The sequence below is a fragment of the Candidatus Dormiibacterota bacterium genome (assembly GCA_035532035.1).
Lineage (GTDB): Bacteria > Vulcanimicrobiota > Vulcanimicrobiia > Vulcanimicrobiales > Vulcanimicrobiaceae > Tyrphobacter.
Map to the genome: position 1 here is coordinate 248,546 of DATKRS010000004.1, position 23,788 is coordinate 272,333.

A 23,788-nucleotide genomic window follows, 5' to 3' on the forward strand; every position below is an offset into this window, starting at 1 on the left:
CAGGCCGGGCACAGGGTTCGGCAGCAGGATGCAGCGTAGATGAATGGGGTGACGCACGCGCGTGTCGCGGTGGTCGACGACGACCGCATGATTCGGGAGATGCTCGAGCTTGGGCTCTCTCGCGAAGGCTTCGAGGTTGCCACGGCTGCAGACGGGCAGGCGGCGCTCGAACTCGTGCGGCGCTTCGACCCCGAGGTCATCATCCTAGATATCATGATGCCGAAGATCGACGGCTTGGCGCTCTTGCCCATGCTGCGCGAGATCAGCCACGTCCCGATCGTGATGCTGACAGCGAAGGGCGCTCTCGAAGACAAAGTGCGCAGCCTGGGTGCCGGCGCCGACGATTATCTCGTCAAGCCGTTCATCTTCGAAGAGTTGATCGCGCGCATTCAGGCAAAGCTGCGCAGGCCGCAGTTGATCGAGGAGCAAGTGCTGCACTGGCACGACCTCTCCCTCAACACCGACACGCGCGAGGTTCGCCGGGGCAAGGATCCGATCGAGCTCACGCACCGAGAGTTCGATCTTCTCTCCGTCTTCATGCGCGAGCCGCGCCGCGTGTTCAGCAAAGACCACCTTCTCGAGCTCGTCTGGGGGCACGACTTCGAAGGTGGACCGAACATCGTAGAGACGTACATCTCGTACCTGAGAGCGAAGATCGATCGAGCGGGCGAACCCGGTTCCTTCATTCGCACGGTGCGCAGCGTCGGCTACGGCCTCTCGCAATAGTGTTCCAGCGCTCCGTCGCGTCGCGACTCGCGTTGCTGTACGCGACGATCTTCGGCGTGACGATCCTGCTCGTCGTGCTCGCATCGGCGATTGCGCTCATCGCCGAGCTCAGTCACTTCGAGCTCGAGCTCATGATCGGCAAACAACAGCAGGCGCGATTCATCGCGCAAGGGTACGAGGACGCAGGCCTCTCGCTGCGGCAAGCTGCGCCCGCGATCGTCAACGAGCTGAGCAACCTCGGAACGCGCGTTGCGGTCTTCGATCAGGAAGGCGCATATGTCGCGGGCGACCGCACACTCCATCCGCCCGGGTTGGACCGGATGCTCGCGCTGCGCATTCATCAATTGGAAGCGTTGAACCCGGTGACGCGCTTTCCGCGCGTCTTCGTCATGCCGCCGGGACAGACCGGACCGCCGCTGCCCATCGGGCACGGGCCTCCGACGCGCAGCGTCACCGCGGTTGCCGGCGGATTCGTCGGGATTGAGACGTCGCTCTGGCTCTTGCTCGGGTCGCTCATGCCGTACTGGTTCGTCGTTCTCGGGCTCGCGCTCGGAGCGACCGTGCTCTCGTGGTTCGGCGGCCGGCTCGTCGCCGCGCAGGCGCTGCGGCCGCTCAACGACGTGACGGATTCGTTGCTGGCTCTCGCGGACGGCGATTACACGCAACGCCGGTTCGTCATGGCCGGTGGTGACGAGATCGCGACGCTGACGGGCGCGTACAACGATGCGGCGGCCTCTGTCGCTTCGGCGATGGAGCAGCGCCGCGCGACGGAAGAGCGGATGCGGCTCTTCGTCGCCGATGCGGGGCACGAGCTGCGCACGCCGCTCACGGTGATCGGAGGGTACATCGACGTCCTGCGGCGCGGTGCCGTGGAAGAGGTTCGGGTCGCGCGGCAGATTCTGTCGACGATGGCGCTCGAGAAAGAGCACATGCGCGGCTTGATCGATCGGCTCATGCGCTTGGCCCGTCTCGATGCGGAGGCTGGGCCGAATGCCGAGCCCATCAACGTCGTCGATCTATTGCGCTCGCAGTGCGACGCGGCGCGCAGATATGACGAGCAGCGCACGATCGATTACAGCGTCGATGGTGCGACCGAGATAGTCGCAGACCGCGCCGAACTCGGAGAGGCAATCTGGAACATCCTCGAAAACGCGCTGAAGTACGCGCCGGAGAGTCCCATTCATCTCTCCGCGTTGCGCAGCAACGGCCACACGACGATCTCCGTTCGCGACGAGGGCCCGGGTATGTCCGAGCCCGAGCGGCTTCACGCCTTCGAGCGTTTCTACCGGGGCGATCAGCGTGGGGAGATCGCCGGAAGCGGCCTGGGCCTCTCGATCGCCAAACGCGCCGTCGAGCGCGCGGGTGGAGCGATCGGCATCGAGAGCGCTCCGGGACGCGGGACCACGGTAAGCATTACGCTGGAGAGTCCGGCCTAGGGCTTCCCTAACTCTCAGCCTGCATCCAGAGAATATCGAGACAATCGCGAGCGATGGTACGCCGGCTCGTTCTCCATGCGATGACGGCGCTCGCGATCGTCGTGGCGCCGCTTCCAAGCCTCGCACAGCAGAGCGACTCCGGCCGAATCCGCATCGTCGTCGTCGACGCTTCGTCGAAGGCGCCGGTGGCGCTTGCGCGCGTCCTGCTTACGGGCCCCGTGATCGCAAGCGAGGTGACGCGCGAGAACGGGCAAGTGCTCTTCACCGACGTCCCGGATGGCATCTACCGTGCGCGCGTCGTCAAGAACGGCTACGAAGCCGCGACGTCGCCGCAGTTCGAAATCATCGAAGGGCGCGCCGTCGAGGTGAGCGTGAGCTTGGCGGCAACGTCGGGACTACGCGTGATCGGCAGGGTGACCGTGCACTCTTCGACCCTGGTATCCGCCGATACGCTCAACCAAGACTCGGCGCAGCGGCGGCTCTCGAGCGATCTCGCGGACGCGCTCAACAAGCTTTCGGGGGTCTCGGTCTCGACGTCGAGTGACGACAGCGACGCGACGCAGACCGTCTCGCTCGAAGGCCACGACGCGAGCCAGACGCAGCTCACCCTCGACGGAATCCCTCTCAACGCTCCCGGCGCAGCCGGTAATCTCGGCATGTTCGCGACCGATCTGTTCACGGGCGCGTCGGTGCGCATGGGACCGCAGCTCGGCGGACTCGGCGGCGGTGTCAACTTCTCGACGCTCGAGCCGACGCTGAGCTGGCTCTCCTATCTCACATTCTCGGCGGGCTCGTACGGGCGCTACAACTATTCGCTGGCAGAGACGGGCTCCGACGGCAAGCTGGGCGTGGCGCTCCAGACGACGGACCGCTTCACACCGAGTTTGGTAGACGGAGAGCGCTACCTCGACGCGAGCGGTCTCGACTACATCCACGAGGGGAACACGTCCATCGGCGGAGAGCTCGTGAAGCTGCATTACGCCTTCAGCGATACGCAGACGCTGGTCGGCACGTTCATGAACTCGACGCGGGAGAGTGGGCTCGTCTGTCTGCGTATCGACGGTACGTTGCCGTGTGGATACGGCCCTAACAACGGCATGCAGAGCAACTTCGACATGTACTCGCTGACCGACGACGCACTCCTAGGCGCAACGACCGTCCAAGCATCGATCTACGGCATGGACGCCAAGAGCGTGCGCGACGAGCTCAACCGGTTCGTCGGCGGCATCGCCGATCCCAACGGCTTCGCGACGAACGCCGCGAGCCGAGGGTTTTCCATCAACGCGATGCTGCCGTCCCGGGAGCGCCATACCATCGCGCTCTCGGCCTACGGCACGACGACGCAAGTGACGAGCACGCCGCTCGTGACGCAGGCGATTCCGTACTACCTGGGCGCGGCGCAGTCGTCCTATGACGCATTCCAGGCTACGGATACGATCCATTCCAACGACAAGCTGACGTTGACCGATTCCCTCGGCATCAGCCACGCCTCGCACGCGCCTTCGACGCTTCTGGCGAGCGCCGGGATGACATGGAGGCCGACCGCGCGCGACACGTACGCGCTCTCGTACGCTCTCGGAGGCGTCGCCGCCGGTGGGACGCGGCAGACCACGCTGACCGATCCGGCTTCGCTGCAGTTCGACTGCTACGGCAACGTTGCGTACGGGAGCGCCCCCGGCGACCAGCCCGGCGCGAGCTCGTCCAGCTCGCTGCGCGCCGCCTACACGCGCGCGCTGCCGGGTGGCAGCATTTCGTTGCAGCTCTATCGCCAAGTCGAGAACGGCGTCGTGCTTCCGGTCGACGTGAACGGCTCGGTGCTCACCTCCACGGGCGTCGTACCCGTGACGTACCCCTCGCTCGTGCAACCGATCTGGGACTCCCCTGCAGGTTGCGATCGGCCGCCGGGAACGCCTTTCTCGGCGACGCAGCTGTACTTCATGACGCCGATAGGCGGCACGCAACGCGTCTATCAAGGCGTGGAGCTTTCGTCATACCTGACGTTCGGTGATTTGGTCGTGCAGCCGTTCTACAATCTCACCTCGGCGACGGTCTTCTCGGTCGATCCGCGTATCGAGAACCCGTATTCGATCGTCATCCCCGGCAGGCAGATCCCGAACGTTCCGCTGAACCGCGCGGGAATCACGTTCGACTACAAGGCGTCCGGCTCGCCGCTCGAGTATTTGCTCGACGCACAGTACACCGCCAGCAACAACTGGAGTCATCTGCCGGCCTACCTGACGATGGATGCAGGCGTGGGAGCACAGCTCGAGCACGGGACGTTGACGGCGATCGCGAGCAACGTCACGAACGCGTACGGCGGCGTCTTTACCAGCTCGCAGTGGGAAGTCCCGTACGTCACGCTCGGCGGCATGCAGATCGCGAACCTTGCGCGGCCGTTACAACCGCGCATGTATTCGGTGACGTACACGGTGAAGTTCGGCGCCGGAGCGCAGCAAGTGACGACGCAGACGGCGCTGCAGAACGAGTCGCACCGTGGCCCAGTGGGCTTTTTCGGCGGGCGCCGCGGTCCCGGTCCGGCGCGCGGAGGATTCCGCAATCTGTTTTCGCCTTTGCCGGCGGCACCGCCGGTGCAGCCGTTTGCGCTCCGCACGGGCGCGCAGCTCTGCGCCGCCGGCGACGCGGCCTATGCTCGCGAGCTCGGGGAGACGCTCGCCGCATTCGTGGTCCGAATCGAAACGGCGAAAACCACGGCAGGGTACCCGGCGACGATGCCGGTGCCGAGTCTCCCCGACGCGACGGTCGCATACCACGGTCTGGGCGCCACGTACGCGCTGACCGTCACGCCACGGTCGTTCGAACGCATGCGTCCGATCATCGGGTGCCTGAGCGTCCATCGCGCGACGCCGGACGACGTTACGGCACACCATCTCTACCGGCCGCAGACGCAACTCTTCATGGTGCCGCAGCTCGAGTTCATGCCGGCGGTTGGGTTGTATTTCGCGCCACAGCCGCCGCAGCCGGGCCAGGAGAACTTCCGCGTCTACGTCCTGCCTTCGGCGCCGCCTGCCAACCCGTTCGAGGTGCGTGCCGGTGGATCGTGCGCGGGCCCCGAGCGCAACACCGCGGTGGAGCTGATCGGCGAGCTGCGCGCACATTTCACGAAAGGCGTGGCGGCCCCGAGCTTCACGATCACGCCGCACGCCGCGCGAGCCGGCACCTGGTACGAGCTGAATCCCGGCGATCCGGCAACGCTCGGTGCGCTCCTGCGCTGCGGACGCGTTGCCGGTGCCACCGCACAGGAGCTGCAGCAGCGCGGCTGGGACGGCAGGAGCGTTCCGGAGCTGAACTACGCGCCGGCACTCGGAATCTATATGATTCGCCCGGAGTTCCGGCCTAACGGCGGCGTGTTGATTCACGGCGGCCGGCCGGCGCCTTCTGCCAGCGTCTCGCCGTTGCCGTCGCCCTCTCCGCCGTAATCTCGTCCTCCGCAGTCCGTTTCCACTGCTCCTTCGCGACGAGGGAATTAGGGCCGTTCGGAAGAGCGGCCCTGTTTTCGCGCGAGCTCGACCATCTCGAGCATGCGCGGATGACTGCCGGGAATCGTCGTCACCCACGCCTCGAATCGCGGCACCGGCTCCCCGACGCGAAAGAGAAAGTACCATGCATTCATCTCGCCCATGAAGGCGAAGCGTCTCTTGAGGGCCTTCGCCGTGGCTGCGTAGTCGGCGAAACCGCGTAGGTAGTCGCGGAAGGTTCCGTGCTCGCGATCGAGCTCGAGCAACGTGCGCGCGTTACGAATCGTGGCTTGAACCTTGCGTGGCGAACGCAGGACGCCGTCGGTCTCGAGAACGCGTGCGGTATCAGCATCTGCGAACGCCGCGACGCGCGCGACGTCGAATCCGTCGAATGCGCTGCGGTACGCGTCCCAATGCGCCGCGATCTGCTTCCAGCTCACGCCCGCTTGAAAAACGGCGCGCGTCATGATCTCGAGGTAGTCGTCGAGCGAGCTTGGCATGACGACCTGCGGAATCGTCGCCGTCACGGTGCGTTGCGAGCCGCGTCGAGAGCCAGCGCGGTCATCATCGCAACGCCGGCCGGCAGTGCGGATTCGTCGATGTCGAAGAGGCTGGAATGGTGCGGGTGCGAGGTCGCCGGGCCGCCGCGCGCGCCGAGCGTGTAGAAACACGCGGGAACGCGCTGCGCGAAGAACGAGAAGTCTTCGGCACCCATGAGGCGATCGGCCTCGATGGCGCGTTCGTCGCCGACCAGGCGTGCCGCGAGGGCGCGCGCATAGGCGGTCTGATCCGGATCGTTTGCCGTTACCGGGTAGCGCCAGAGGTAATCGAAGGCGTATTTCGCGCCCGCCGCGTCGCAGCACGAGCGGAGCACGCGCTCGATGCGCTCCGGCATGGCATTGCGAACGTCGGCGGAGAATGCGCGGACGGTCCCCAACATGCGACACGTACGCGGAATGACGTTGTGGATCGTTCCGGCGTGAATGGACGCAATGGTAATGACGGCGGGCTCGAGCGGATCGATTGCGCGTGAAGCGATCTGCTGCACGGACGTGACGAAGTTCGCGGCGACCACGATGGGATCGACGGTTTCATGTGGCGCCGCACCGTGTCCGCCGACGCCCAGCACGTCGATCTCTATGGAGTCGCTGGATGCGTACATCGGGCCGGCGCGGAAGGCCAGCGTCCCGGTGGGATATTTGGACGACAGATGCAGCCCGTACGCACGCTCGATCCCGAAGCGCTCGATGAGGCCTTCGTCGACCATCGCCTTCGCGCCGCCCTTGCCTTCCTCTGCGGGCTGGAAGACGAGGCAAAGCGTTCCTGCGAGCTCGTGGCGCGCGCTTGCGACGAGCGTCGCTACTCCGAGCAGGATCGCGACGTGACCGTCATGGCCGCAAGCATGCATCGTACCGTCGATGCGCGAGCGGTAGGCGTGTTCGGTTTCCTCGAGGATCGGCAGCGCATCCATATCCGCGCGCAGCATGATCGTGCGACCCGGCAGCGCTCCGCGGATGACGCCGACGACACCCGTCATCGCGATTCGTTCGTGCACTTCGAAGCCGAGCGATCGGAGCCGTTGCGCGACGAACGCGGCAGTGCGCTGCTCCTCGAACCCGAGCTCCGGCTGCATGTGGAGATGGCGTCGCACTGCGACGACATCGTCGACCAGCTCTGAAGGGACCGCGAGCGTGGACACGCCGGTAACTTCGGCGGCGAGGCTTCGGAGGCCCACGCGGCAGGGACTTTTGTCGCTGGGGTCGCAGAAGCCGCGGGATACTTCAGGAACGAAACGTCACATGACCAAGGCTCGGCTCTTCGGCGAATACGCGTCGTATCACAACGACCCGCGTAATCGCATCTGTCACGCGTTCGGAATCCCGCTCATCATCCTCGGTCTCTTGGGGCTCACCGCGCAGGTGCGCCTCGGCCCCGTGACCCTTGCCATGGTTCTCGCAGTTCTCACGCTCGCGTACTACGTCACGATCGATTTACGCGGCACGCTGGTATCGTTGCTGATCTTCGCCGCACTCTACGTCATCGGCACGAGGCTCGCGTGGGAGTTCGATGCGGGCGCATTCGTTCTCGGCTGGATCTTCCAGCTCGTCGGGCATCGGTTCGAGGGAACGAAACCGAAGTTCCTCGAGAATCTGATCTATCTCTTGATCGGCCCGCTCTATATATTCGAAGAGGGAGTCGATGCTTTGGCCCGTTGCTTTTAGGAGTCATTGTCCGTGTACGTAGACGAGATGCTCAACTGTGTGGATTGCGGCCGCCAGTTCGTATTTAGTGCCGGGGAGCAGCGCTTTTACGAACAGAAGGGTTTCCAGAACAAACCGAACCGGTGCCAGGATTGCCGGCAAGCGCGTAAGGCGATGCGCACGCAGAGCGGCCAACCGAGCGGCGCAGGCGGTGCGCCGCGGGTGCGCGAGACGTTCACGGCGACGTGCAGCAACTGCGGTGCGGTAGCGGAGCTGCCGTTCAATCCGCGCGGCGATAAGCCCGTGTACTGTCGAGACTGCTTTTCGTCACGATAGAGACCGCGACCAGCAGCACTACGTTCACGAGCAAGCCGAGAAACCCGGGGTTCACGCCCCAGGGAGCAGGTGTCGCGGTCAAGCAGATCACGGTCGCAATTCCGCCTGCCACGCCTGCGCCGACGCCCCATGCCGTCGCGCGGCGCCAGACGAACGCGCTGACCACGCCCGGTGCGGCCTGCGTAATGCCGTTGTATACGATCAACAGCAGCCCGACCAGCGTCTGTTTTTCGAAGAGCCATAGGGCGAGCGCGAGTACGGCAATGACGAGAACGAAGGCGCGCGTCGCGAGCACGCGGGCGCTGTCGCTGCGTGCGAGCCCGAGCCCGTCGCCCAGAACGTTCTTCGCTGCGACGCTCGCCGTTCCGAGCAGGAGCGCCGAGGCGGGCACGAGTGCGGCGAGCGCTCCGGCTGCCGCGACGAGCCCCATGACCCACGGCGGGTAGAAGCGTTGGACGACGAGGAGGAACGATTCGTCGACCTTCGCTCCCTTCAGGCCCGGAACGATGAGCAGCGCGCTAAAGCCGGCGAAGAACACGAGCAAGAGCACGACTTGATAGAGCGGCAGAAAGACGGCGTTCCGGCGCAGAACGCTCTCGCTGCGCGCACTGTACGTCGCGGCGAAGGATTGCGGCCCCATGAAGAAGCCGATGCCGGTCAGCAGCACCGTTGAGACGTACCAGACCGTGCCGTTCGGCGCTCCCGCCGGAGCGAGCGTCAGCATCGCCGCGTGTGCCGCGCGCAGGTGCGCGAACATCCCGGGTATCGAACCAAAGAAGTGCAGGGGAAGGGCGATGCCGGCAAAGACGACCGCAGCGAGCACCAATGCGTCCTTGATGACGCTGGCCCACGCGGTGCCGCGCAACCCAGCAGAGAAGACGAAGAGCGCGATCAGCAGGAAGGCGACGCCGACGGCAGCCGTCGCGTCGAAGGTGCCGTACCCGGCGAGCGCGAGCAGTGTCTGCAAGCCGCTCAGCTGGAGAGTTACGTATGGGATCATGAAGACGAGTTGCACGAGCGCGATGCCCACGCCGAGCGTCCGGCTTCCGTAGCGATCGATGAAGAAATCGGGGCCCGTCAGCAGCCCGCGCTCCTTGCCGACCCGCCAGATCGCGGGCAGCAAGAAGTACCCGATGACGTAGCCGCACGTTCCGTACGCGAGGATGTAGTATGCGGGCGCGCCACGGCCGTATGCCAAGCCTGCCGCGCCCAGAAAGGTGAAACTCGTGTAGACTTCGCCGGCGAGCAAGAGCCAGAGGAAGACGGTGCCGAAGGAGCGGCCGCCGACGATGAACTCTACAGGACTCGTGTGAACGTGCCACGAGCTCCAGAGCGCAAAGAGAATCGTCGCCACGATGACGAGCGCGACGATCCCGAGCGCGAGGCCGGCAGCACTCACCAGCGTCCCTCCACGCGGCCGACGAGCCAGAGGCAGGCGGGCGTCGCGAAGACCCACGCTACGACCCAGAACAGAACGAACGGAAGCCCGAAGACCGTCGGATCGAGATGGTTGACGAACGGCACGGCGATCGTCAGCGCGAGGATCGGAACGAGTACGAGCGTCGCGCGCAGCACTTTCATGGACCAGGCTCCTTAGGGGGCCCTACGTGCGCGCCGGTCGCGGCGATATCCTTGGAGGGCCGGTCGCGAAGCCGCGAGGCGTCAGTGGCGCGCAGTCAGTTGAACGTCGCGCCTCCGTGCGAGGTGTTCACGACGCGCGGAACGCCGTGATCCCCGCTGAAGAAGCACGCGATCGTTACGCTGACCCACGACACGGTTTGCGTGCCCGGCTCGGTGCGCGTCCAAACCGTTCCGTCGAACGTTCCGAGCGCCGGCAGCGGCGGATTCCACGTGACGCTCGTGTCGGTTTCACTGCCGCCTGAGCCGCCGCCGGTGCAGTCGAGGCTCCCGGTGGTTCCAGCATTGGGAATCGTCACGGTGCAGCCCGTTCCAATCGCGACGGTCATCGACGATCCTTGACACGAATCGACGACGGCGTCGACCGTTTGCGCGCCTGCGTTGCGTATGGTCTGATCCGCTGAGGCTACGGCAAACGCGCAGCCGGGAGTGGCGCCCGCCGGCGTTGCAGTTGCGTCGCCGTTGAACGGCCAGTTCAATGGATCGAACGAGACCTTGCCGGAACAGGTCCCAGGCGAAAGTGAAAACGCTCCGGTGTAGTTCGATTCGGTCGCCCATAAGCGGACCATGTGGTCGGTCACGCAGCCGTTGGCGTCGGTGGCGTTGGAGGCGTCGGTATGGTTCGGCGCGTTCGTATCGAGGCTTCCGTTGCGCAGATAGAGTTGCGCGTACGAACAAGCGCCGCCGTTGCCGGGGCTCATCCAAAATACGATCTTGCCTAGCGTCGAGAGCGGCCCGGTGGCGGGCGCGAGCGAGGCCGTAAATGCGACGCCCTCAGAGCTTTCCGACACGGAATCGGACGGCGCGCGTGGGTCGGCATAGTGGTTGTAGATGATGCCGGTGCAGTCGAGTGCCGAGGGAGGCACGAGCGTTACCGTGAGCGCGATTGCGGCGGTGGCGGGCGTCGGCGACGGCGTTGCCGGTGCGGTTCCGGGCACCGTCACGACCGCGAGGTCGCTCGTGCAAGCGGCAGCACTGCTGCCGGTAAACGCGATGCGCGGCGCGAGGGATGCCGCATCGAACGTCTTGGTGAGTGAGATTGTTACGCTGCTTCCTGCGCGCGGAAGGGCGCTTGCGGGGATCGCGATCGCGCCGTTCGCGTGCGTCGCCTGAGCTGAGCCGTATGCGGCGGTGAGCCAGCCCATGACGGCGACCGATGTCGAAGCGCTCTGGCCGTACGCGTCGCGCACGGACGCGCTGCAAAGCCCGGCGCTCTGCGGCTGCAAAGGAAATGTAGCGGGCGCGTCGTTCGTGCTTGCGCCGTTTGCGTTGGGATATGAGTACGGTACAGCCGGCGGCGGCGAGGGCGAGCGCGCCGCTTCGGCAGGTGAGTAGGCGGGCGAGTATGGTGAGGGAAGGACGTCGGGGAACGCAGCGACGCCGTTTCCGCACGTGAAGCCGGGAGCGGCAAACCAATGCACATATCCCCACTCGGTCGCGACGAACTGCTCTCGCTCGCCTTGAGGCCAGTGAAAGAGGAGCGCGGGCGGCGTGACGAGCGGTACGTTCGGCGTCGGGGAAGGGTTTGGACCGCCGGGAACGCTAAGCGCGACGCGGCATGCAAGCGAGCGCGTCGAACTCACTCCCGATCGCGGATTGGTGAACGTCAACAAGAACCCGCCCGGGGGACAGGCCGGTTCTTGTGCGATCACCGCAAAACGCGCGTTGCCGTTTGCATCGAGCGCCGGATACGACGCCTCTGCGCTCGCATCTCCGGCGCTGTCCACGAAGAGCGAGAACGGCGGCGTCCCGAGCGTGCGCTCGCGGACGTTCGCGTCGGCAATCACGGGCATCGCCGACGTCGGGTTAACGGCGCCCGGCGCATTGGGACGTCCGCTGTAGATGCGTAGCGCGAACCCTGCGAGGCGACTCCCGCGACCATTGCCGCGTGGCGCGAAGACGAGCGTTGCGCCGTTGCCGCTCGACGCCGCGATCGCGCGCGCCGAGGCGAGAGCGGCATCGACGTCGTCGGTTGCGGCGACGAGGGCGTTTGGATGGAGCGAGAAGCTCCAAGCGCCGGCGGCGAGCAGCAATGTGAGGATCCCAACCGTGACGAGAACCTCGATCAGCGTGAAGCCTCGTTGCCGCGCGCCCATGTGATGACGAGTGCCCGTGGCGCGCACTCGCGGGACACCGAGCTCGGCCCAATCTCTACGCGCCGTACCAGCGCAGGTGCGGCCAGATGACCGAGAGCGGCGCGACTGGATCTACGCAGAGGTAAATCGGCGCCGGTCCCTCGACGATCCAGCGGTACGGGTCGAACGACGTCGACACGAGACGCACGCGCCGGTAGTACCGTTTAAGGCGATCGATGCGCGTGGCGCCGACGGCGATCAACGTTCGTCCGGTCTCTCCGTGCGTTCCCCAAAGATAGTACGCGTTCTGCGACGAGATCGCCGGCGGCAGGCCGTATCGCGGCCCGAAGAAGTCGAGCGCGCCGGCGTCGGCGTACGTGTCGGCGTAGAGCGCGGTCTGCACGCGCACGTGAGGCGGAAGAGCGCGGTAGACCCGGGCGACGTCTCGCGCGAGACGGTCCCAACCGAACTCTTCGGCGAAGAGCGGCTGGACGAGATGCGGCGTGGTGCCGTTGTTCCCGGGAATGTGGAACGCACGGCTGTACGCGATGAGGCCTCGCACGCTCAGCACCGGAAGGGCAAGCGGCATGGCAACGAGAGCTGCCACGATCGCGGCAGCCGCATAGATCGAGCGCGCGCGCGGGGCGAGCGATTCGAGCCAAACGCAGCCGACGGCGAGCAACGATGCGTAGATGCCGACGACGTAGTAGCCCTTTGCGCCGAGCGCGAGCGCGGAGGCGAAAGCCAAGAGGGCCGCAACGGCCACGAAGCGTACGTCGCGAAGCCGCTCGATACGAAACGGCGCTACGATACCAGCGATCCAGAGCGGTGCCGACAACGGCCCCGCATAGAGGATCTGCTCGACGACGAACGAGAGCGCGTTCTGGAGCAACGCCCGGTGCTCCAGCGCGACGCCGCTCTGAAACGGCGGCCGATGCTCGGCGTCGCCGCGGAGCACTTCGACGATCGGCCAACCGTGCGAGGCTTGCCAGGCGAGGTTGGGGGCGACGAGCGCGGCGCAGATCGCAACGGCAACCGGAAAGCCCAGCGAGCGCAGCACGCGCCGCTCGGGCGTCGCGAGCAGCCCGGCGATGAGCGCGAAAGCGAGAAGCGCGATCGAGTACTTCCCGTAGAGGCCGAAGGCGAAGACGAAGCTTAGAGCGATCCACCAACGCCACGCGCCGTTGCTGCGCACGAGCCGCACGGTGCAGTAGACGGCGAGCGCCCACGTGAGCGGCTCGAACGAGGTCGTCGTCAACGTGTTGCCGAGCAAGAGATATGCGGGAAGCAACAGCGTGAAGATGCCCGCGGTCCAGCGCGCGAAGGAGCCGCCGCCGAGCTCGCGCGCGAGCGCGACCGCGCACGTGACCGTGAGCGCGCTTGCCAGCAATGGAAGAGCGCGCAGCGCGACGAGCGCATATCCGAATGGTGCGGCGAGCCACGCGGCGACGGCAACGAGCGGCGGCTGATCGACGTATCCCCACGCGAGATGATGCGCGCACGCGATGAAGTACAGCTCGTCACGGAAGTACCCATAACGGCCGGCCGTCGCTGCGTGTACTGCTACGGCCACGACCGCGAGGAGAAGTGCGGCGCGCGGAATGGTGCTTACCTCCGCGCGAGGCCGATGAAGCTGAGGCCGAATCCTGCAACGCCCGTCCAGCACCACGCACCGAGCGCGACGTTCCAATCCCACCAGAGTCCCGACGTGACGTCGGTGCCGATCAGAAACGTCGCAGCGTAGATCATCGGCACGAGCGCTGCAAACCACCGATACGCGCAGGGGCGCGACGGCTGGGGATCGAGCCGAGCGACCATGACATCAGCCGCTACCCCGGTGACGAGCGACGCGACCAGCGTTACGGCGAGCAGAGGAGTCGAGTTCGTGAAAGGAGCGGCAGCCATTGCGTTCGCGCACGGGTAGAGAATGGTAAAGACGCCGGGTCGCAGACGCAGCGACGACGTGGCCCAGAGCGCAAATCCCGCGGTCAGGGCGGCTTGGAAGATGAGCACGAGCACGCCGATCGCGACTTTGTAGTACGCGAGGGCGAGCGCCGTCATGTAGTTCGGCGAGAAGGTGATCGACGGCGGAGCATCCGCGCGCGCGGCTCCGGGAATGAACGCGTATGCCGTACCGAAGTGGACGAGCCCGTACCAAGCGACGAGTCCGAAGACGAACGGAAGTTGTCGCCAAAGGGTCGTGCTCGTCGCGCGGTTAGCGAGCGTGGAGCGGATCGGCCCGCTCGCGAGAAAGAACATTCCCAGCCCGAGCGCTTGATGCGTCGGGCTAAGCAGCGCGTCGACGCCGACTTCGATCCCGAGCAGCATGTGCCACAGAAGATCGCCGATGCCGGCAAGCACGAAGATCGGGAAGCCGAGGATCGCGAGCCGGTAAGGAGCCGGGACGCTCTGCGCCCACGACAGGCCGCGGGCACGGTTGCGGACTGCGTACCCGGCGATGATGCAGAACAGCACCAACATGCCGGAGTAGAAGACGGCGTGATACGGCGTGAAAAACGTCTCGATCGGGACGTGGCCGTGCGCCCACGCATCGAGGAAGAAACCGGCGACGACCCACACGCAGCAGATGCTCACGGCGTAGTCGAAGGCAAGCGACCGCATTACCGATTCGTTACGCCCTTCTGCAGGAATATCCGCCCGAAGCCGTGAGGTAAAACGCGTGAGTAGGACGGCGTTGTTCATTCTCGCGGCCGCTGCGACGGTCGCGGCATGTGCCTCGACGCCGACGCCGCTTCCGGCGAATGCGAGCGTCGGGCACATGCCTCGCGCGTGGCCGTCGCCGCGCGTCGCTACGCCGATCGCTCAGCCGCAGATCGTGGCGATGTATTTTTCTGCCTTATCGGTGCCGCGCGGAACGACGTGGCGTGCCGCTTTCGTCACGACGACGAACGTCGCGAGCATGGAGGTGCGGACGAATCTCTTCGCGATCGACGTTCCGAAGGTCGGCGCCGGCCGCTTCGCGTTCTCCCTCGAGGTCTACGACACGCCGCCGATTTTTCTGCGGAAGTACCGCCTGCGGATCATCGCCCGTAATGCGGAAGGGGAACTCGTGGAAGAAGATGCTCCGTTCGAGATACGCTAGCTAGGCGTCTTAGGCGTACGCCGCGGGCGTCGTGCCGTCGCTTCCGGGGTTCGCGCCGAAGAGCCGGAGCAGCAGCGATACGCCGACGGCCAGCACGAGGTTGATCGCCAAGCCGTACAGAGCGATGAAGACGGTGACGCCGTGACCGAAGAGCGGTAACGTGACGTTCACCGAGATGCCCTTACCGGCGAGGGCCGAGCTCGCCGCCATCGTGGTCGATGCGGTCATAGCGACGAGCCAGCCGAGCAAAAGGCCGAGCGGGTGGAGCTTGCGCGTGTAGAGCCCGAGGACGAACGCGGGCACGATCTGCACCATCCAGATGCCGCCTAGCAGCTGAAAGTTGATCGCGTACGCCGTCGGAACGAAGATCACGAAACCGAGCGCGAACGCACAGAGCGCGAGGGTCAAGAGTCTGGAAAGATGAGCGTCCGCGTGCAGACGTCCGGGCTTGAACTCACCGAAGATGTTGCTCGCAAAGAGGTTCGCCGACCCGATCGCCATGATCGCCGCCGGAACGAGCGCACCGATGACGATGGCTGCGAGCGCCGCGCCGGAAAGCCAGCCGGGAAAATACCTATCCAGCAACGTCGGCACCACGCTGCTCGTATCCGTCGTCGTGATCCCGGCGGCGATGGCACAGTATCCGAGCAACGCGAGAAAGCCGAGCATCAGCGAGTAGATCGGCAGAAGCGCCATGTTGCGCTGCACCACCGCCTTGCTCTTCGCCGCGAGCACCGACGTGATCGAGTGGGGGTACACGAAGAGCGCGAGACACGAGCCCAAGGCCATCGTGGCGTACGCTACCTGGAGGTTTCCGGACAAAAGCAACGCCCCGGGTTTAGGGCGCGCCGCCAGCGTTTCGGCGGAGAGGCTGAAGACGTGTGCCCAGCCGCCCAGCTTGGCCGGGATGATGACGATCGCGGCAACGACGGTGGCGTAGATCAGCGTGTCCTTGACGAACGCGATCATCGCGGGCGCGCGCAGGCCGCTCGTGAACGTGTACGCGGCGAGCAGCAGAAAGGCGATGCTCAAGGCCAGCTCGCCGTTACCGATCGCGAAGGCTCCCCCGAGATGCGTGAGCACCGCTTTCATGCCGACGACTTGAAGCGCGATGTACGGCAGCGTAGCGAGGACCCCGGTCAGGGCGACGGCAACCTCGAGCGGCCGGCTGCCGAAGCGGTCGCGCACGAAGTCGGCGGCGGTAACGTATCCACGCGCCTTCGCGATCGACCAAAAGCGAGCGAGAAAAATAAAACCGAACGGATAGGCGATCGCCGCATAGGGAACCGCATAGAAGCCGAGAGCGCCGACGCCGTAGACCAGCGCCGGCACGGCGATGAACGTGTACGCCGTGTAGATGTCTCCCCCGATGAGAAACCAAGAGACGAGCGTCCCGAAGCGCCGGCCGCCGAGCGCCCACTCGTCGAGCCGATGCAGGTCGGCTGCGCGCCAGCGCGCGGCGACGAAGCCCATCAGCGTCACGAGGACGACGAGCCCGACGAAGACCTCGTCGCGGACCGAGAGCATCATCGCTCCAGCCGCCCAAGGAAGAGCACGACGCCCAGGATGACCGAGGTCGCGGCGACCCCAAGGAGTTGATACCAATAGAAGAACGGGAAGCCGAAAAGCCGCGGCTCGACCCGGTCGTAAAGCGCGGGGTCGAGATACGCGATGAAGGGCAGCAGGAGGAGCAAATACCTCGCGCGAGCCATCGGGCCGCGCTTCGCCGAGGAGTAGCAAGCGCCTTCCCGAAAGGAGTCTGCCAAAGTTCGCGCGCTCTTGCGCACTTGCTACTACGGAGAGGGAACTGCATACAATGGTCAGTCAACCTCAAAAGGATACGCCGTTCGGGCTCGAGCCGAACGTCGCCGCGGGCCTTGCGTATCTGCTCACCTGGCTGGGCGGCATCATCATGCTCGTCGGAGGCGGAACGAACAAGTTCGTGCGCTGGGCGGCTGCGCAATCGATCACGCTCTGGGTCTCGTGGTGGGTCATCGACGTCGCGGTATTCTGGTTTATCTTTCCGATGCTCCATATGTGGCTGCTCGCCGTGCCGCTCTCCATGGTTTGGGGCGTGCTCGCACTGATCGTGTGGCTATGGACCTTCATCACGGCGTTCCAAGGCAAGGAAGTGCGCATTCCGGTGGTCGCGGGTCTCACCGAGAGCATCTTCAAGTCGATGCTCTGAAGCCGGCGCCGTTCGGGCTTCGCCCGAACGTTGCCGCGGGGCTAGCGGCGCTCTTCTCGCTTGTGGGAGCCGTCGCGATATTGGCGGCCGGCGCGACGGATGCGCTCGTACGCTGGTCTGCAGGGCAAGCGATCGTTCTCTGGTGCGTGTGGCTCGCCGCGTGGATCGTCATCACGCTCGCGAGCTCCGCAGCCGGGCTTCGTCCGGGAGATGTGTGGATCTACCGCGCGCTCGATCTTGCTTTCGTCGCGCTGTGGGCGTACTCGACGGTGGCCGCGTTCCGCGGCAAGAAGGCACGGCTCCCCGGCATCGCTTCGCTTACAGAGCGTATGTTCACGGGGACCATCCGCTAGCGCTCGGAGCCGCAGGCGACATGCCGCTCCAGACGTTCGCGGGCATCGTAGCGCCGCTGACGGCATCCTGGTAGACGACCTGAATGAGGCCGGCGGTGTCACCGGCGCCGCTCTCCGAATCGTCAAGCGTCCCGTCGAGCGCGCCCGACGCTACGGCGTACGGGGGTGCGCGCAGCGTTCGAAAGAGGACCGAGCCGTCGCGTGCGGCAATCGGCGCGCCCGAACGGAGCGCGATCGTCGTTGCAATCGACGCGACGATGCGTCCCTCGTCGACCGCGTCGTTCTCCTGTAGGTACGTGTTGCAGCCCGCGCTCGGACACGGCGTCGGAACGGGCGTCGCGAGCGTCACGCGCGTCCGTGCGCTCATCGTGCATCCTGCGGCATCGCTCGTCACGCAGGTTTGCGTCGGCGGCAGCGATGCAGGCGGGGTCGCCCCGGCGGCCATCGCCGCGGCTATGGTTGCTTGCGCGAGTTGCTCCGCGTCGGCGAACGCGTGCGCAGCGGCGGTGGCCCCGCGATGCTGAAGTGCGGAGACCGCGAGGGACGCGGCGGCTTGCAGCAGCGTCTCACCGAGCACAACGACGGCGCCGCAGAGAAAGAGGACGCGTAAGAGCACGCCGGTTCCTTACGGAGCGCCGGTTGGAGCCGGTGCGAATCCCGGCAGCGTGACGGAGGATCCGGGAAGCGGTGCCGGCGGAGGAAGCGTGCTCGAAAGCGAGCGATGCTCCGTTGCGCCGCGCCACGTTGCGGTCGCCGAAATCGTCAGCGCCATGCCGCCTCCGGGCAGCTGCGTCACCTGTAGCTCGAGGTTTGCCGGAAGCGGCGATGCATCGGCGAGGGGAGCCGTCGTTTGAATGGATGCCGGCGTTATCGTCGCGCCCTGATACTTTACGAGGTTGCGTGCGATGCTCATCTCGCGCGCCAGCGCGTCGTCGAGCGCCGCGCGCGCGGGATCCGGACCGAAGTGCGCGGCGGACGCGATCGTGCCGGCGAGGACCGCGCCGGCGACGATCGTGAGGATCGCGACCGCGACGATCGTTTCGATCAGCGTTTGACCGCGTTGCGCCACGCTCCGGAAAGTGCCCCGGAACGCGGTGGATCGGGCAGGCGCAGCAACGGCCGCTCGAAGAGATACGTGATGAGGGCTGCGAGCGCGATCGACGCCGCGAACGCGACCAGCGTGTAGAGCACCTGCCAGTGCGGGTCGGCGTGGGGACTCCCGGCGTACCCCGGTACGCGCTTCCAGAGCAGCTCGCGGGCCAGCATCTGATGGTAAAGGTAGAGATTGTAGGAGATCGCGCCGAGGAAGACCAGCGGCCGGTTCGCGAGCAGCGCGTACCAGCCTCGCGGGCTCCACAGCGCCCCGAGCGCGATGGCGGCGAACGCAACGCCGAACAACTCGCGCCTCCATATTTGCCAAACCGACGCCCATTGGTCCTCGTGGCGGTACGCGTAGAGTCCGTGCAAAAGCACGACGAGCGCGACGGTGCCCGCGAACAGGAGCAGCGGCGCGAGGTAGCGGTGCGATTGCACGACGCGCCCACCGTAACGGCAGAAGATCCACGCGGCGAGCATCCCGCAGGCAAAGATGCCGAGATAGCCCGGGAGATTCTCGCTGTACGGCGCGAACAGCGTGCTGTAGCAACACGCGGCGAATCCCGCGCGCCAGAGCATCGAAACGACGATCATACCGGCTGCGGTAACCCACGGAGCCCGCGTGAAGCACCACCACGCGAGCGGGAAGAGGACGTAGAACTCGACCTCGATGGCGAGCGTCCATAGAACGCCGTTGATCGACCCGTACGTGGCGGGAAACCACGTATGCACGAAGAGGAGATGGGTTGCAATCGCTTGCCACGCGGGGGTCGAATCCTGACGCTGCGCGTAGCCGATCGCGTACGCGAGCGCGATCGAAAGAACGTATGAAGGCACGATCTTGATGAAGCGCCGCCACGCGAAATGCCGCCACGACGGCGCGTTCGCACTACGCAGGCGTGCGCGAATAAAAGGATACGTGATGACGAAGCCGCTCAGGAAGAAGAAGAGATGGACGCCGATGAAGCCCGTTTCGGGAACGAACTCAAGCCAAGGATAGGGCGCCGGCAGCCATGATATCTCCCAAACGTGGTACCAAAGGACGAGGAGCACGGCGACACCGCGCAGCCCATCCAGCACGGTGAGGCGCGTCTCTTCGTATCGGGTACCGCTCGCAGCCACCCGTGCACTATTGGGGACCCGCGCGGCGAAGTCCGCGTTGTGCCGCGCTATTTCAAAGAGGGCATGACCTGCCGCTTCCGTATTAACGAGTAATCGTGGGCATCGCGGTCTATCAGGGAGTCGACGGAGCGTACTCGCAGCTCGTTCTCGAGCATTTCATGCGGGAGCGCGGCATCTCTGCAAATACCCTCGGCGTGCCCAGCTATCGCGAGCTCGTGACCGCGCTCTCGAGCTTGCGCGCCGACCTGGGCGTGATTCCCATCGAGAACGCCATCGGTGGAACGGTGCGCGAAGCCTATGATTTACTCGGCGCGTTCGACGTGGCGCCGGTGGCGGAGGTCCTGTGGCGCACGGATCATCGGCTGCTCGGCGTGCGCGGCGCGACGCTGCGCGACGTGCGCGAAGTGCTCGCGCACCCGCTCGTGATCGCCGAATGCGGGAAGTTCTTGAGCGGTTTGCAGCAAGCGCGCGTCATACCGTGCGAGGACACCGGCGTTGCGGCGCGTGAGGTCGCGCGCGGCGGCAGTCCGGAAGTCGCGGCGCTCGCGCCGGCATCGGCGGCTGCGATCTACGATTTAGTGGAGCTCGCGGCGCACTGCGCCGATCACCCGGCGACGTACTCGCGGTTTCTTATCGTTCGGCCGCGCCACGGGTCGGACGAAGAGATCGGTGGCGCACGCGCTGCTCGGCGCAAGACGTCGATCAGTTTCGCGGTCGAAGAACGCACGGGATCGCTCGCGCGCGCTCTAGGAATTCTTGCCGACGCCGGAATCAACGGCGACAAACTGGAGTCTAAGCCGTATCTCGGTCACGGCGCCGAACGCATCTTCTACGTCGATTTCGACGGCGACGTGCGCGACGAGAACGTGGGACGCGCGCTCGTCGCACTGCGCAGCGCGTGCAAGACGCTCTCCGTCCTGGGCAGCTACGACGCGCACCTCGGCGAGCCCGTGGGCGCGAGCGACGCGGCCGTGCGGCCTTCTCTCGAGCGCGTTCCCGAGCGTCGCTCGGTCGAGCCCATCACACCTCTGGTAGAGTCGCCGTTCCCGCGCGTCGCGCGACCGACCAAGCCCGATGGGACCGTGCTGCGCGTCGGCAACGTGCGCATCGGCGACGGCGAGTTCGTCATCATCGCGGGGCCGTGCTCGATCGAGTCGCGCGAGCAGATCCTCCAAACGGCGCGCGAAGTTCAGGCGCGCGGCGCCGTCATGCTGCGCGGCGGCGCGTTCAAGCCGCGGACGAGCCCGTACGCCTTTCAGGGCTTGGGCTGGGAAGGCGTAACGCTGCTTGCGGAGGCAGGCCGCGCGAGCGGGCTCCCGACCGTGAGCGAGGTGATGACGACCGATCAGGTGGCGCGGATGGCCGAGCACGTCGACGTGCTGCAAATCGGTGCTCGTAACATGCAAAACTTCGATCTGCTCAAGGCGGTCGGCCGGGCGGGTCGCCCGGTGCTCCTGAAGCGCGGGCTCTCGGCAACGCTCGACGAGCTGCTCGCTGCGGCGGAGTACATTCTCGCGGAAGGCAATCCCAACGTGATGCTCTGCGAGCGCGGCATTCGCACGTTCGAGCCGACGACGCGTAATACGCTCGACCTTTCCGCGGTGCCCGTCTTGCGCGAGCGCTCGCACCTGCCGGTGCTCGTCGATCCGAGTCATGGCGTGGGCGTTCGCCGCTGGATTCGGCCGCTATGCCGTGCGGCGAAAGCCGTCGGCGCGCACGGATTGCTCGTCGAGGTCCATCCGAACCCGGCGGAAGCAAAGAGCGACAAGGAACAGGCTCTGACCTTCGATGATTTCAGCGCGATCGTTTCGGATCTGGAGCGGATTCCGATTCCGGACATCACGTTCGCGTGATCCGCGGGATCCGCGGGGCGATTACCGTAGACGCGGACGATCGCAGCGCGATCCTCGCCGCGACGAAACGCTTGTTGCGCGAGATGGCCGAGCGTAACGGCGTGAGGATCGACGCGATTGCGTCGATCTTGTTCAGCCTCACGCCCGATCTGCGCGCCGCGTTTCCCGCGTTGGGTGCGCGCGAGCTCGGCTGGGTGCAGGTGCCGATGCTTCATTTCAGTGAAATCGACGTTCCCGGTGCGATGCCGCGCGTGATCCGCGTGTTGATGCACGTGAACACCGCTCGCGCGCAGACCGACGTGGAACACGTGTATCTGGAAGGCGCAGTCGGGCTTCGCCCAGATCTCGCGCGGTGAGCCGCCTCGGCATTCTGGGAACCGGTTTGATCGGGGCGTCGATCGGAATGCGCGCGCGCCGCGACGGCGTCTACGTGCTCGGCTGCGATGCCCAGGAGCAGATCGCGAACGAGGCCCGCGAGCTCGGCGCGCTTGATGAATGCGCGAGCCGCGACGATCTCTACGCGCGCTGCAGCACGATCGTAATCGCGGCGCCGCTGGAAGCAACGTGCGCGGAGCTGACCGCGCTGCGCGGGCGGAAAACTTCCTGGGATTTGCTGCTCGACGTTGCGTCGGTAAAGGGGCCCGTCGCCCAGGCTGCGCGCGGCGTGGGCTCTTTCGTGGGGACGCATCCGCTCGCGGGGAATCAGGGCAGCGGTCCCGCTGCCGCTACCGGCGACCTCTTCGAAGAGCGAAGCTGGGCGTACGTGCCCAGCGGTAACCGCGACCTCGACGAGCGCGCGTCGGACTTCATCAGAAGGATGGGGGCGCAGCCGTTTGCCTGCGATGCCGAGCGGCACGACCGCATCGTAGCGGCAACGTCGCATCTCCCGCAGCTCCTGGCGTGGCTGCTGGCCAAGCGCATGCGCGAGGTCGACGACCAGTACGAGCGCTATTGCGGGCCGGCGGCGCGCGAGGTGCTGCGCTTGAGCCAGTCGCCGGCATCTCTCTGGGACGAGATCATGCGAGCAAATGCCCTGCCCGTCCAGGCCGAAGCATCCGCGCTCACCCGAGCACTGGCGTCGGCTTGCGAGCGGCTGGTTTCCGATGAGAAACGAGCGGACGAGGGCGTACGCGCTCGGACGCGGGCCCGCCCGCGTGAGTAGGTCGAGTCGCCCTAGCCTCCTTCGGCGACGTTGACGGGCGCAATAGCCCTTGATATACTGCCGAGGTTCTAGGGCCCGCGCAGGTGCGGCCCTACTCCTGTGTGAGCTATTTTGCCGACGATTAATCAATTAGTCCGAGTCGGTCGTGAGAAGACCGAGCGAAAGGTCAAGACTCGTGCGTTTCGGATGGTCCTCACCGGGCCGAAGCCGGGTCATCCGGATTTGCCGACGCGCACTTTCGAGGTGAGGGGCAACCCGCAGCGTCGCGGCGTGTGTACGCAAGTGAAGACGGTGACGCCGAAAAAGCCGAACTCGGCGCTTCGTAAGGTCGCGCGCGTCCGGCTCACCAACGGGGAAGAGGTCACGGCGTACATTCCGGGCATCGGTCACAACCTGCAGGAGCACTCGGTCGTGCTCGTTCGTGGAGGCCGCGTCAAGGATCTACCGGGGGTGCGCTATCATATCATCCGCGGTACGCTCGACACCGCCGGTACCGCCAACCGCAAGCAAGGCCGTTCGAAATACGGCGCTAAGCGCGAGAAGAAGAAATAGTGCCGCGTAAGGGTCCCGCTCCCAAGCGTCAGATTCTCCCCGATCCGCGATATAATTCGCGGATTCTGGCGCGTTTTATCAATAAGGTAATGCTGTGCGGCAAGAAGTCGACCGCAGAGCGCATTACCTATGGTGCGCTCGCGATCGTCGCCGAGAAAACCGGCCGCGACCCGTACGAGGTCTTCCAGCAGGCGCTCTCCAACGCGATGCCGCTGGTCGAGGTCCGTCCGCGCCGCGTCGGCGGCGCCACCTATCAAGTGCCTATGGAAGTGCGGCCGGACCGCCGGCCCGCGATGGCGATGCGCTGGTTGATCGGCTACGCGCGTGCCCGCAACGGCCGTTCGATGGAAGAGAAGCTCGCAAGCGAGCTGCTCGACGCTGCCAACAACATGGGCGCGACCATCAAGAAGCGTGACGACACGCACAAGATGGCCGAAGCCAACAAAGCCTTCGCGCACTACCGCTGGTAGTC

Annotated in this window: 25 protein-coding genes; 13 read left to right on the forward strand and 12 right to left on the reverse strand. The window is 65.8% G+C overall.

Going from position 1 to position 23,788, the window contains the following annotated elements:
- Positions 1–48 precede the first annotated feature (48 nt).
- From VMV82_01805 to VMV82_01815, 3 genes are read left to right on the forward strand one after another with little or no spacing between them, the layout of a single operon-like run.
- Positions 49–726: a response regulator transcription factor gene (locus VMV82_01805; GenBank protein ID HUY40287.1), complete on the forward strand. Its 678-nt coding sequence runs from the start codon at positions 49–51 to the stop codon at positions 724–726.
- Complete coding sequence (locus VMV82_01810) at positions 726–2,162, forward strand: HAMP domain-containing sensor histidine kinase (protein HUY40288.1); 1,437 nt, start codon at positions 726–728, stop codon at positions 2,160–2,162. Before VMV82_01805 ends, VMV82_01810 begins: the two co-directional genes overlap by 1 nt.
- Positions 2,163–2,215: 53 nt before the next feature.
- The gene (locus tag VMV82_01815) at positions 2,216–5,599 is read left to right on the forward strand and encodes a TonB-dependent receptor (protein HUY40289.1); all 3,384 of its coding nucleotides are present in this window, start codon (positions 2,216–2,218) and stop codon (positions 5,597–5,599) included.
- A 47-nt stretch (positions 5,600–5,646) separates the two neighbouring features.
- Here VMV82_01815 and VMV82_01820 read toward each other — a convergent pair whose 3' ends face one another.
- The gene (locus VMV82_01820; protein ID HUY40290.1) at positions 5,647–6,165 is read right to left on the reverse strand and encodes a DNA-3-methyladenine glycosylase I; all 519 of its coding nucleotides are present in this window, start codon (positions 6,163–6,165) and stop codon (positions 5,647–5,649) included.
- Positions 6,162–7,337 carry an amidohydrolase gene (locus VMV82_01825; protein ID HUY40291.1) on the reverse strand — a complete coding sequence of 392 codons (1,176 nt, stop codon included), beginning with the start codon at positions 7,335–7,337 and terminating at the stop codon, positions 6,162–6,164. Before VMV82_01825 ends, VMV82_01820 begins: the two co-directional genes overlap by 4 nt.
- A 100-nt stretch (positions 7,338–7,437) precedes the next feature.
- Here VMV82_01825 and VMV82_01830 point away from each other — a divergent pair, with 100 nt between their 5' ends.
- Both VMV82_01830 and VMV82_01835 read left to right on the forward strand, forming a co-directional pair.
- Positions 7,438–7,860 carry an Mpo1-like protein gene (locus VMV82_01830; protein ID HUY40292.1) on the forward strand — a complete coding sequence of 141 codons (423 nt, stop codon included), beginning with the start codon at positions 7,438–7,440 and terminating at the stop codon, positions 7,858–7,860.
- A 27-nt stretch (positions 7,861–7,887) separates the two neighbouring features.
- Complete coding sequence (locus VMV82_01835; protein ID HUY40293.1) at positions 7,888–8,175, forward strand: zinc-ribbon domain containing protein; 288 nt, start codon at positions 7,888–7,890, stop codon at positions 8,173–8,175.
- Here the strand turns inward: VMV82_01835 and VMV82_01840 are convergent.
- The 5 genes from VMV82_01840 to VMV82_01860 all read right to left on the reverse strand — a co-directional run bounded on the left by VMV82_01840 (position 8,120) and on the right by VMV82_01860 (position 14,510).
- On the reverse strand, positions 8,120–9,574 hold the full coding sequence (locus VMV82_01840; protein ID HUY40294.1) for a sodium:solute symporter family protein: 1,455 nt from the start codon (positions 9,572–9,574) through the stop codon (positions 8,120–8,122). The two genes, VMV82_01835 and VMV82_01840, sit on opposite strands and share 56 nt — an antisense overlap.
- Positions 9,571–9,756: a DUF3311 domain-containing protein gene (locus tag VMV82_01845; protein ID HUY40295.1), complete on the reverse strand. Its 186-nt coding sequence runs from the start codon at positions 9,754–9,756 to the stop codon at positions 9,571–9,573. Before VMV82_01845 ends, VMV82_01840 begins: the two co-directional genes overlap by 4 nt.
- A gap of 95 nt (positions 9,757–9,851) precedes the next feature.
- Entirely contained in the window at positions 9,852–11,909 is a 2,058-nt protein-coding gene (locus VMV82_01850) for a prepilin-type N-terminal cleavage/methylation domain-containing protein (protein HUY40296.1), read from the reverse strand.
- Between the two features lie 55 nt (positions 11,910–11,964).
- Positions 11,965–13,461 carry a glycosyltransferase family 39 protein gene (locus VMV82_01855; GenBank protein ID HUY40297.1) on the reverse strand — a complete coding sequence of 499 codons (1,497 nt, stop codon included), beginning with the start codon at positions 13,459–13,461 and terminating at the stop codon, positions 11,965–11,967.
- Positions 13,462–13,496: 35 nt separating this feature from the next.
- The gene (locus VMV82_01860; protein ID HUY40298.1) at positions 13,497–14,510 is read right to left on the reverse strand and encodes a hypothetical protein; all 1,014 of its coding nucleotides are present in this window, start codon (positions 14,508–14,510) and stop codon (positions 13,497–13,499) included.
- A gap of 58 nt (positions 14,511–14,568) precedes the next feature.
- Between VMV82_01860 and VMV82_01865 the strand changes: the two genes are divergently transcribed.
- Positions 14,569–14,991: a hypothetical protein gene (locus VMV82_01865; protein HUY40299.1), complete on the forward strand. Its 423-nt coding sequence runs from the start codon at positions 14,569–14,571 to the stop codon at positions 14,989–14,991.
- Between the two features lie 9 nt (positions 14,992–15,000).
- Here VMV82_01865 and VMV82_01870 read toward each other — a convergent pair whose 3' ends face one another.
- Together VMV82_01870 and VMV82_01875 are read right to left on the reverse strand one after the other, a co-directional pair.
- Positions 15,001–16,518, reverse strand: a complete 1,518-nt coding sequence (locus VMV82_01870; protein ID HUY40300.1) for a sodium:solute symporter — start codon at positions 16,516–16,518, stop codon at positions 15,001–15,003.
- Positions 16,518–16,703 (reverse strand): DUF3311 domain-containing protein, encoded by a 186-nt coding sequence (locus tag VMV82_01875; protein ID HUY40301.1) that lies wholly within the window; start codon positions 16,701–16,703, stop codon positions 16,518–16,520. Before VMV82_01875 ends, VMV82_01870 begins: the two co-directional genes overlap by 1 nt.
- Before the next feature lie 104 nt (positions 16,704–16,807).
- Here VMV82_01875 and VMV82_01880 point away from each other — a divergent pair, with 104 nt between their 5' ends.
- Together VMV82_01880 and VMV82_01885 are read left to right on the forward strand one after the other, a co-directional pair.
- Entirely contained in the window at positions 16,808–17,179 is a 372-nt protein-coding gene (locus VMV82_01880) for a hypothetical protein (GenBank protein HUY40302.1), read from the forward strand.
- Positions 17,180–17,241: 62 nt separating this feature from the next.
- Positions 17,242–17,532 (forward strand): hypothetical protein, encoded by a 291-nt coding sequence (locus tag VMV82_01885; protein HUY40303.1) that lies wholly within the window; start codon positions 17,242–17,244, stop codon positions 17,530–17,532.
- On the opposite strand, the gene VMV82_01890 is transcribed toward VMV82_01885, so the two are convergent.
- The 3 genes from VMV82_01890 to VMV82_01900 are packed head-to-tail and all read right to left on the reverse strand — an operon-like array spanning position 17,513 to position 19,749.
- Positions 17,513–18,148: a hypothetical protein gene (locus tag VMV82_01890; GenBank protein ID HUY40304.1), complete on the reverse strand. Its 636-nt coding sequence runs from the start codon at positions 18,146–18,148 to the stop codon at positions 17,513–17,515. The genes VMV82_01885 and VMV82_01890 overlap by 20 nt on opposite strands.
- 9 nt (positions 18,149–18,157) lie before the next feature.
- Complete coding sequence (locus VMV82_01895; protein ID HUY40305.1) at positions 18,158–18,601, reverse strand: prepilin-type N-terminal cleavage/methylation domain-containing protein; 444 nt, start codon at positions 18,599–18,601, stop codon at positions 18,158–18,160.
- Complete coding sequence (locus VMV82_01900) at positions 18,577–19,749, reverse strand: acyltransferase (GenBank protein HUY40306.1); 1,173 nt, start codon at positions 19,747–19,749, stop codon at positions 18,577–18,579. Before VMV82_01900 ends, VMV82_01895 begins: the two co-directional genes overlap by 25 nt.
- Before the next feature lie 95 nt (positions 19,750–19,844).
- On the opposite strand from VMV82_01900, the gene aroF reads away from it, so the two are divergent.
- The 5 genes from aroF (at position 19,845) to rpsG (ending at position 23,786) form a co-directional block, all read left to right on the forward strand.
- Complete coding sequence (gene aroF / locus VMV82_01905; GenBank protein ID HUY40307.1) at positions 19,845–21,602, forward strand: 3-deoxy-7-phosphoheptulonate synthase; 1,758 nt, start codon at positions 19,845–19,847, stop codon at positions 21,600–21,602.
- Entirely contained in the window at positions 21,599–21,958 is a 360-nt protein-coding gene (gene aroH / locus VMV82_01910; protein ID HUY40308.1) for a chorismate mutase, read from the forward strand. The genes aroF and aroH overlap by 4 nt, the downstream gene beginning before the upstream one ends.
- Positions 21,955–22,764: a prephenate dehydrogenase/arogenate dehydrogenase family protein gene (locus VMV82_01915; protein HUY40309.1), complete on the forward strand. Its 810-nt coding sequence runs from the start codon at positions 21,955–21,957 to the stop codon at positions 22,762–22,764. Before aroH ends, VMV82_01915 begins: the two co-directional genes overlap by 4 nt.
- A 111-nt stretch (positions 22,765–22,875) precedes the next feature.
- On the forward strand, positions 22,876–23,316 hold the full coding sequence (rpsL, locus tag VMV82_01920) for a 30S ribosomal protein S12 (GenBank protein HUY40310.1): 441 nt from the start codon (positions 22,876–22,878) through the stop codon (positions 23,314–23,316).
- Positions 23,316–23,786 (forward strand): 30S ribosomal protein S7, encoded by a 471-nt coding sequence (rpsG, locus tag VMV82_01925; GenBank protein HUY40311.1) that lies wholly within the window; start codon positions 23,316–23,318, stop codon positions 23,784–23,786. The genes rpsL and rpsG overlap by 1 nt, the downstream gene beginning before the upstream one ends.
- Positions 23,787–23,788 lie beyond the last annotated feature (2 nt).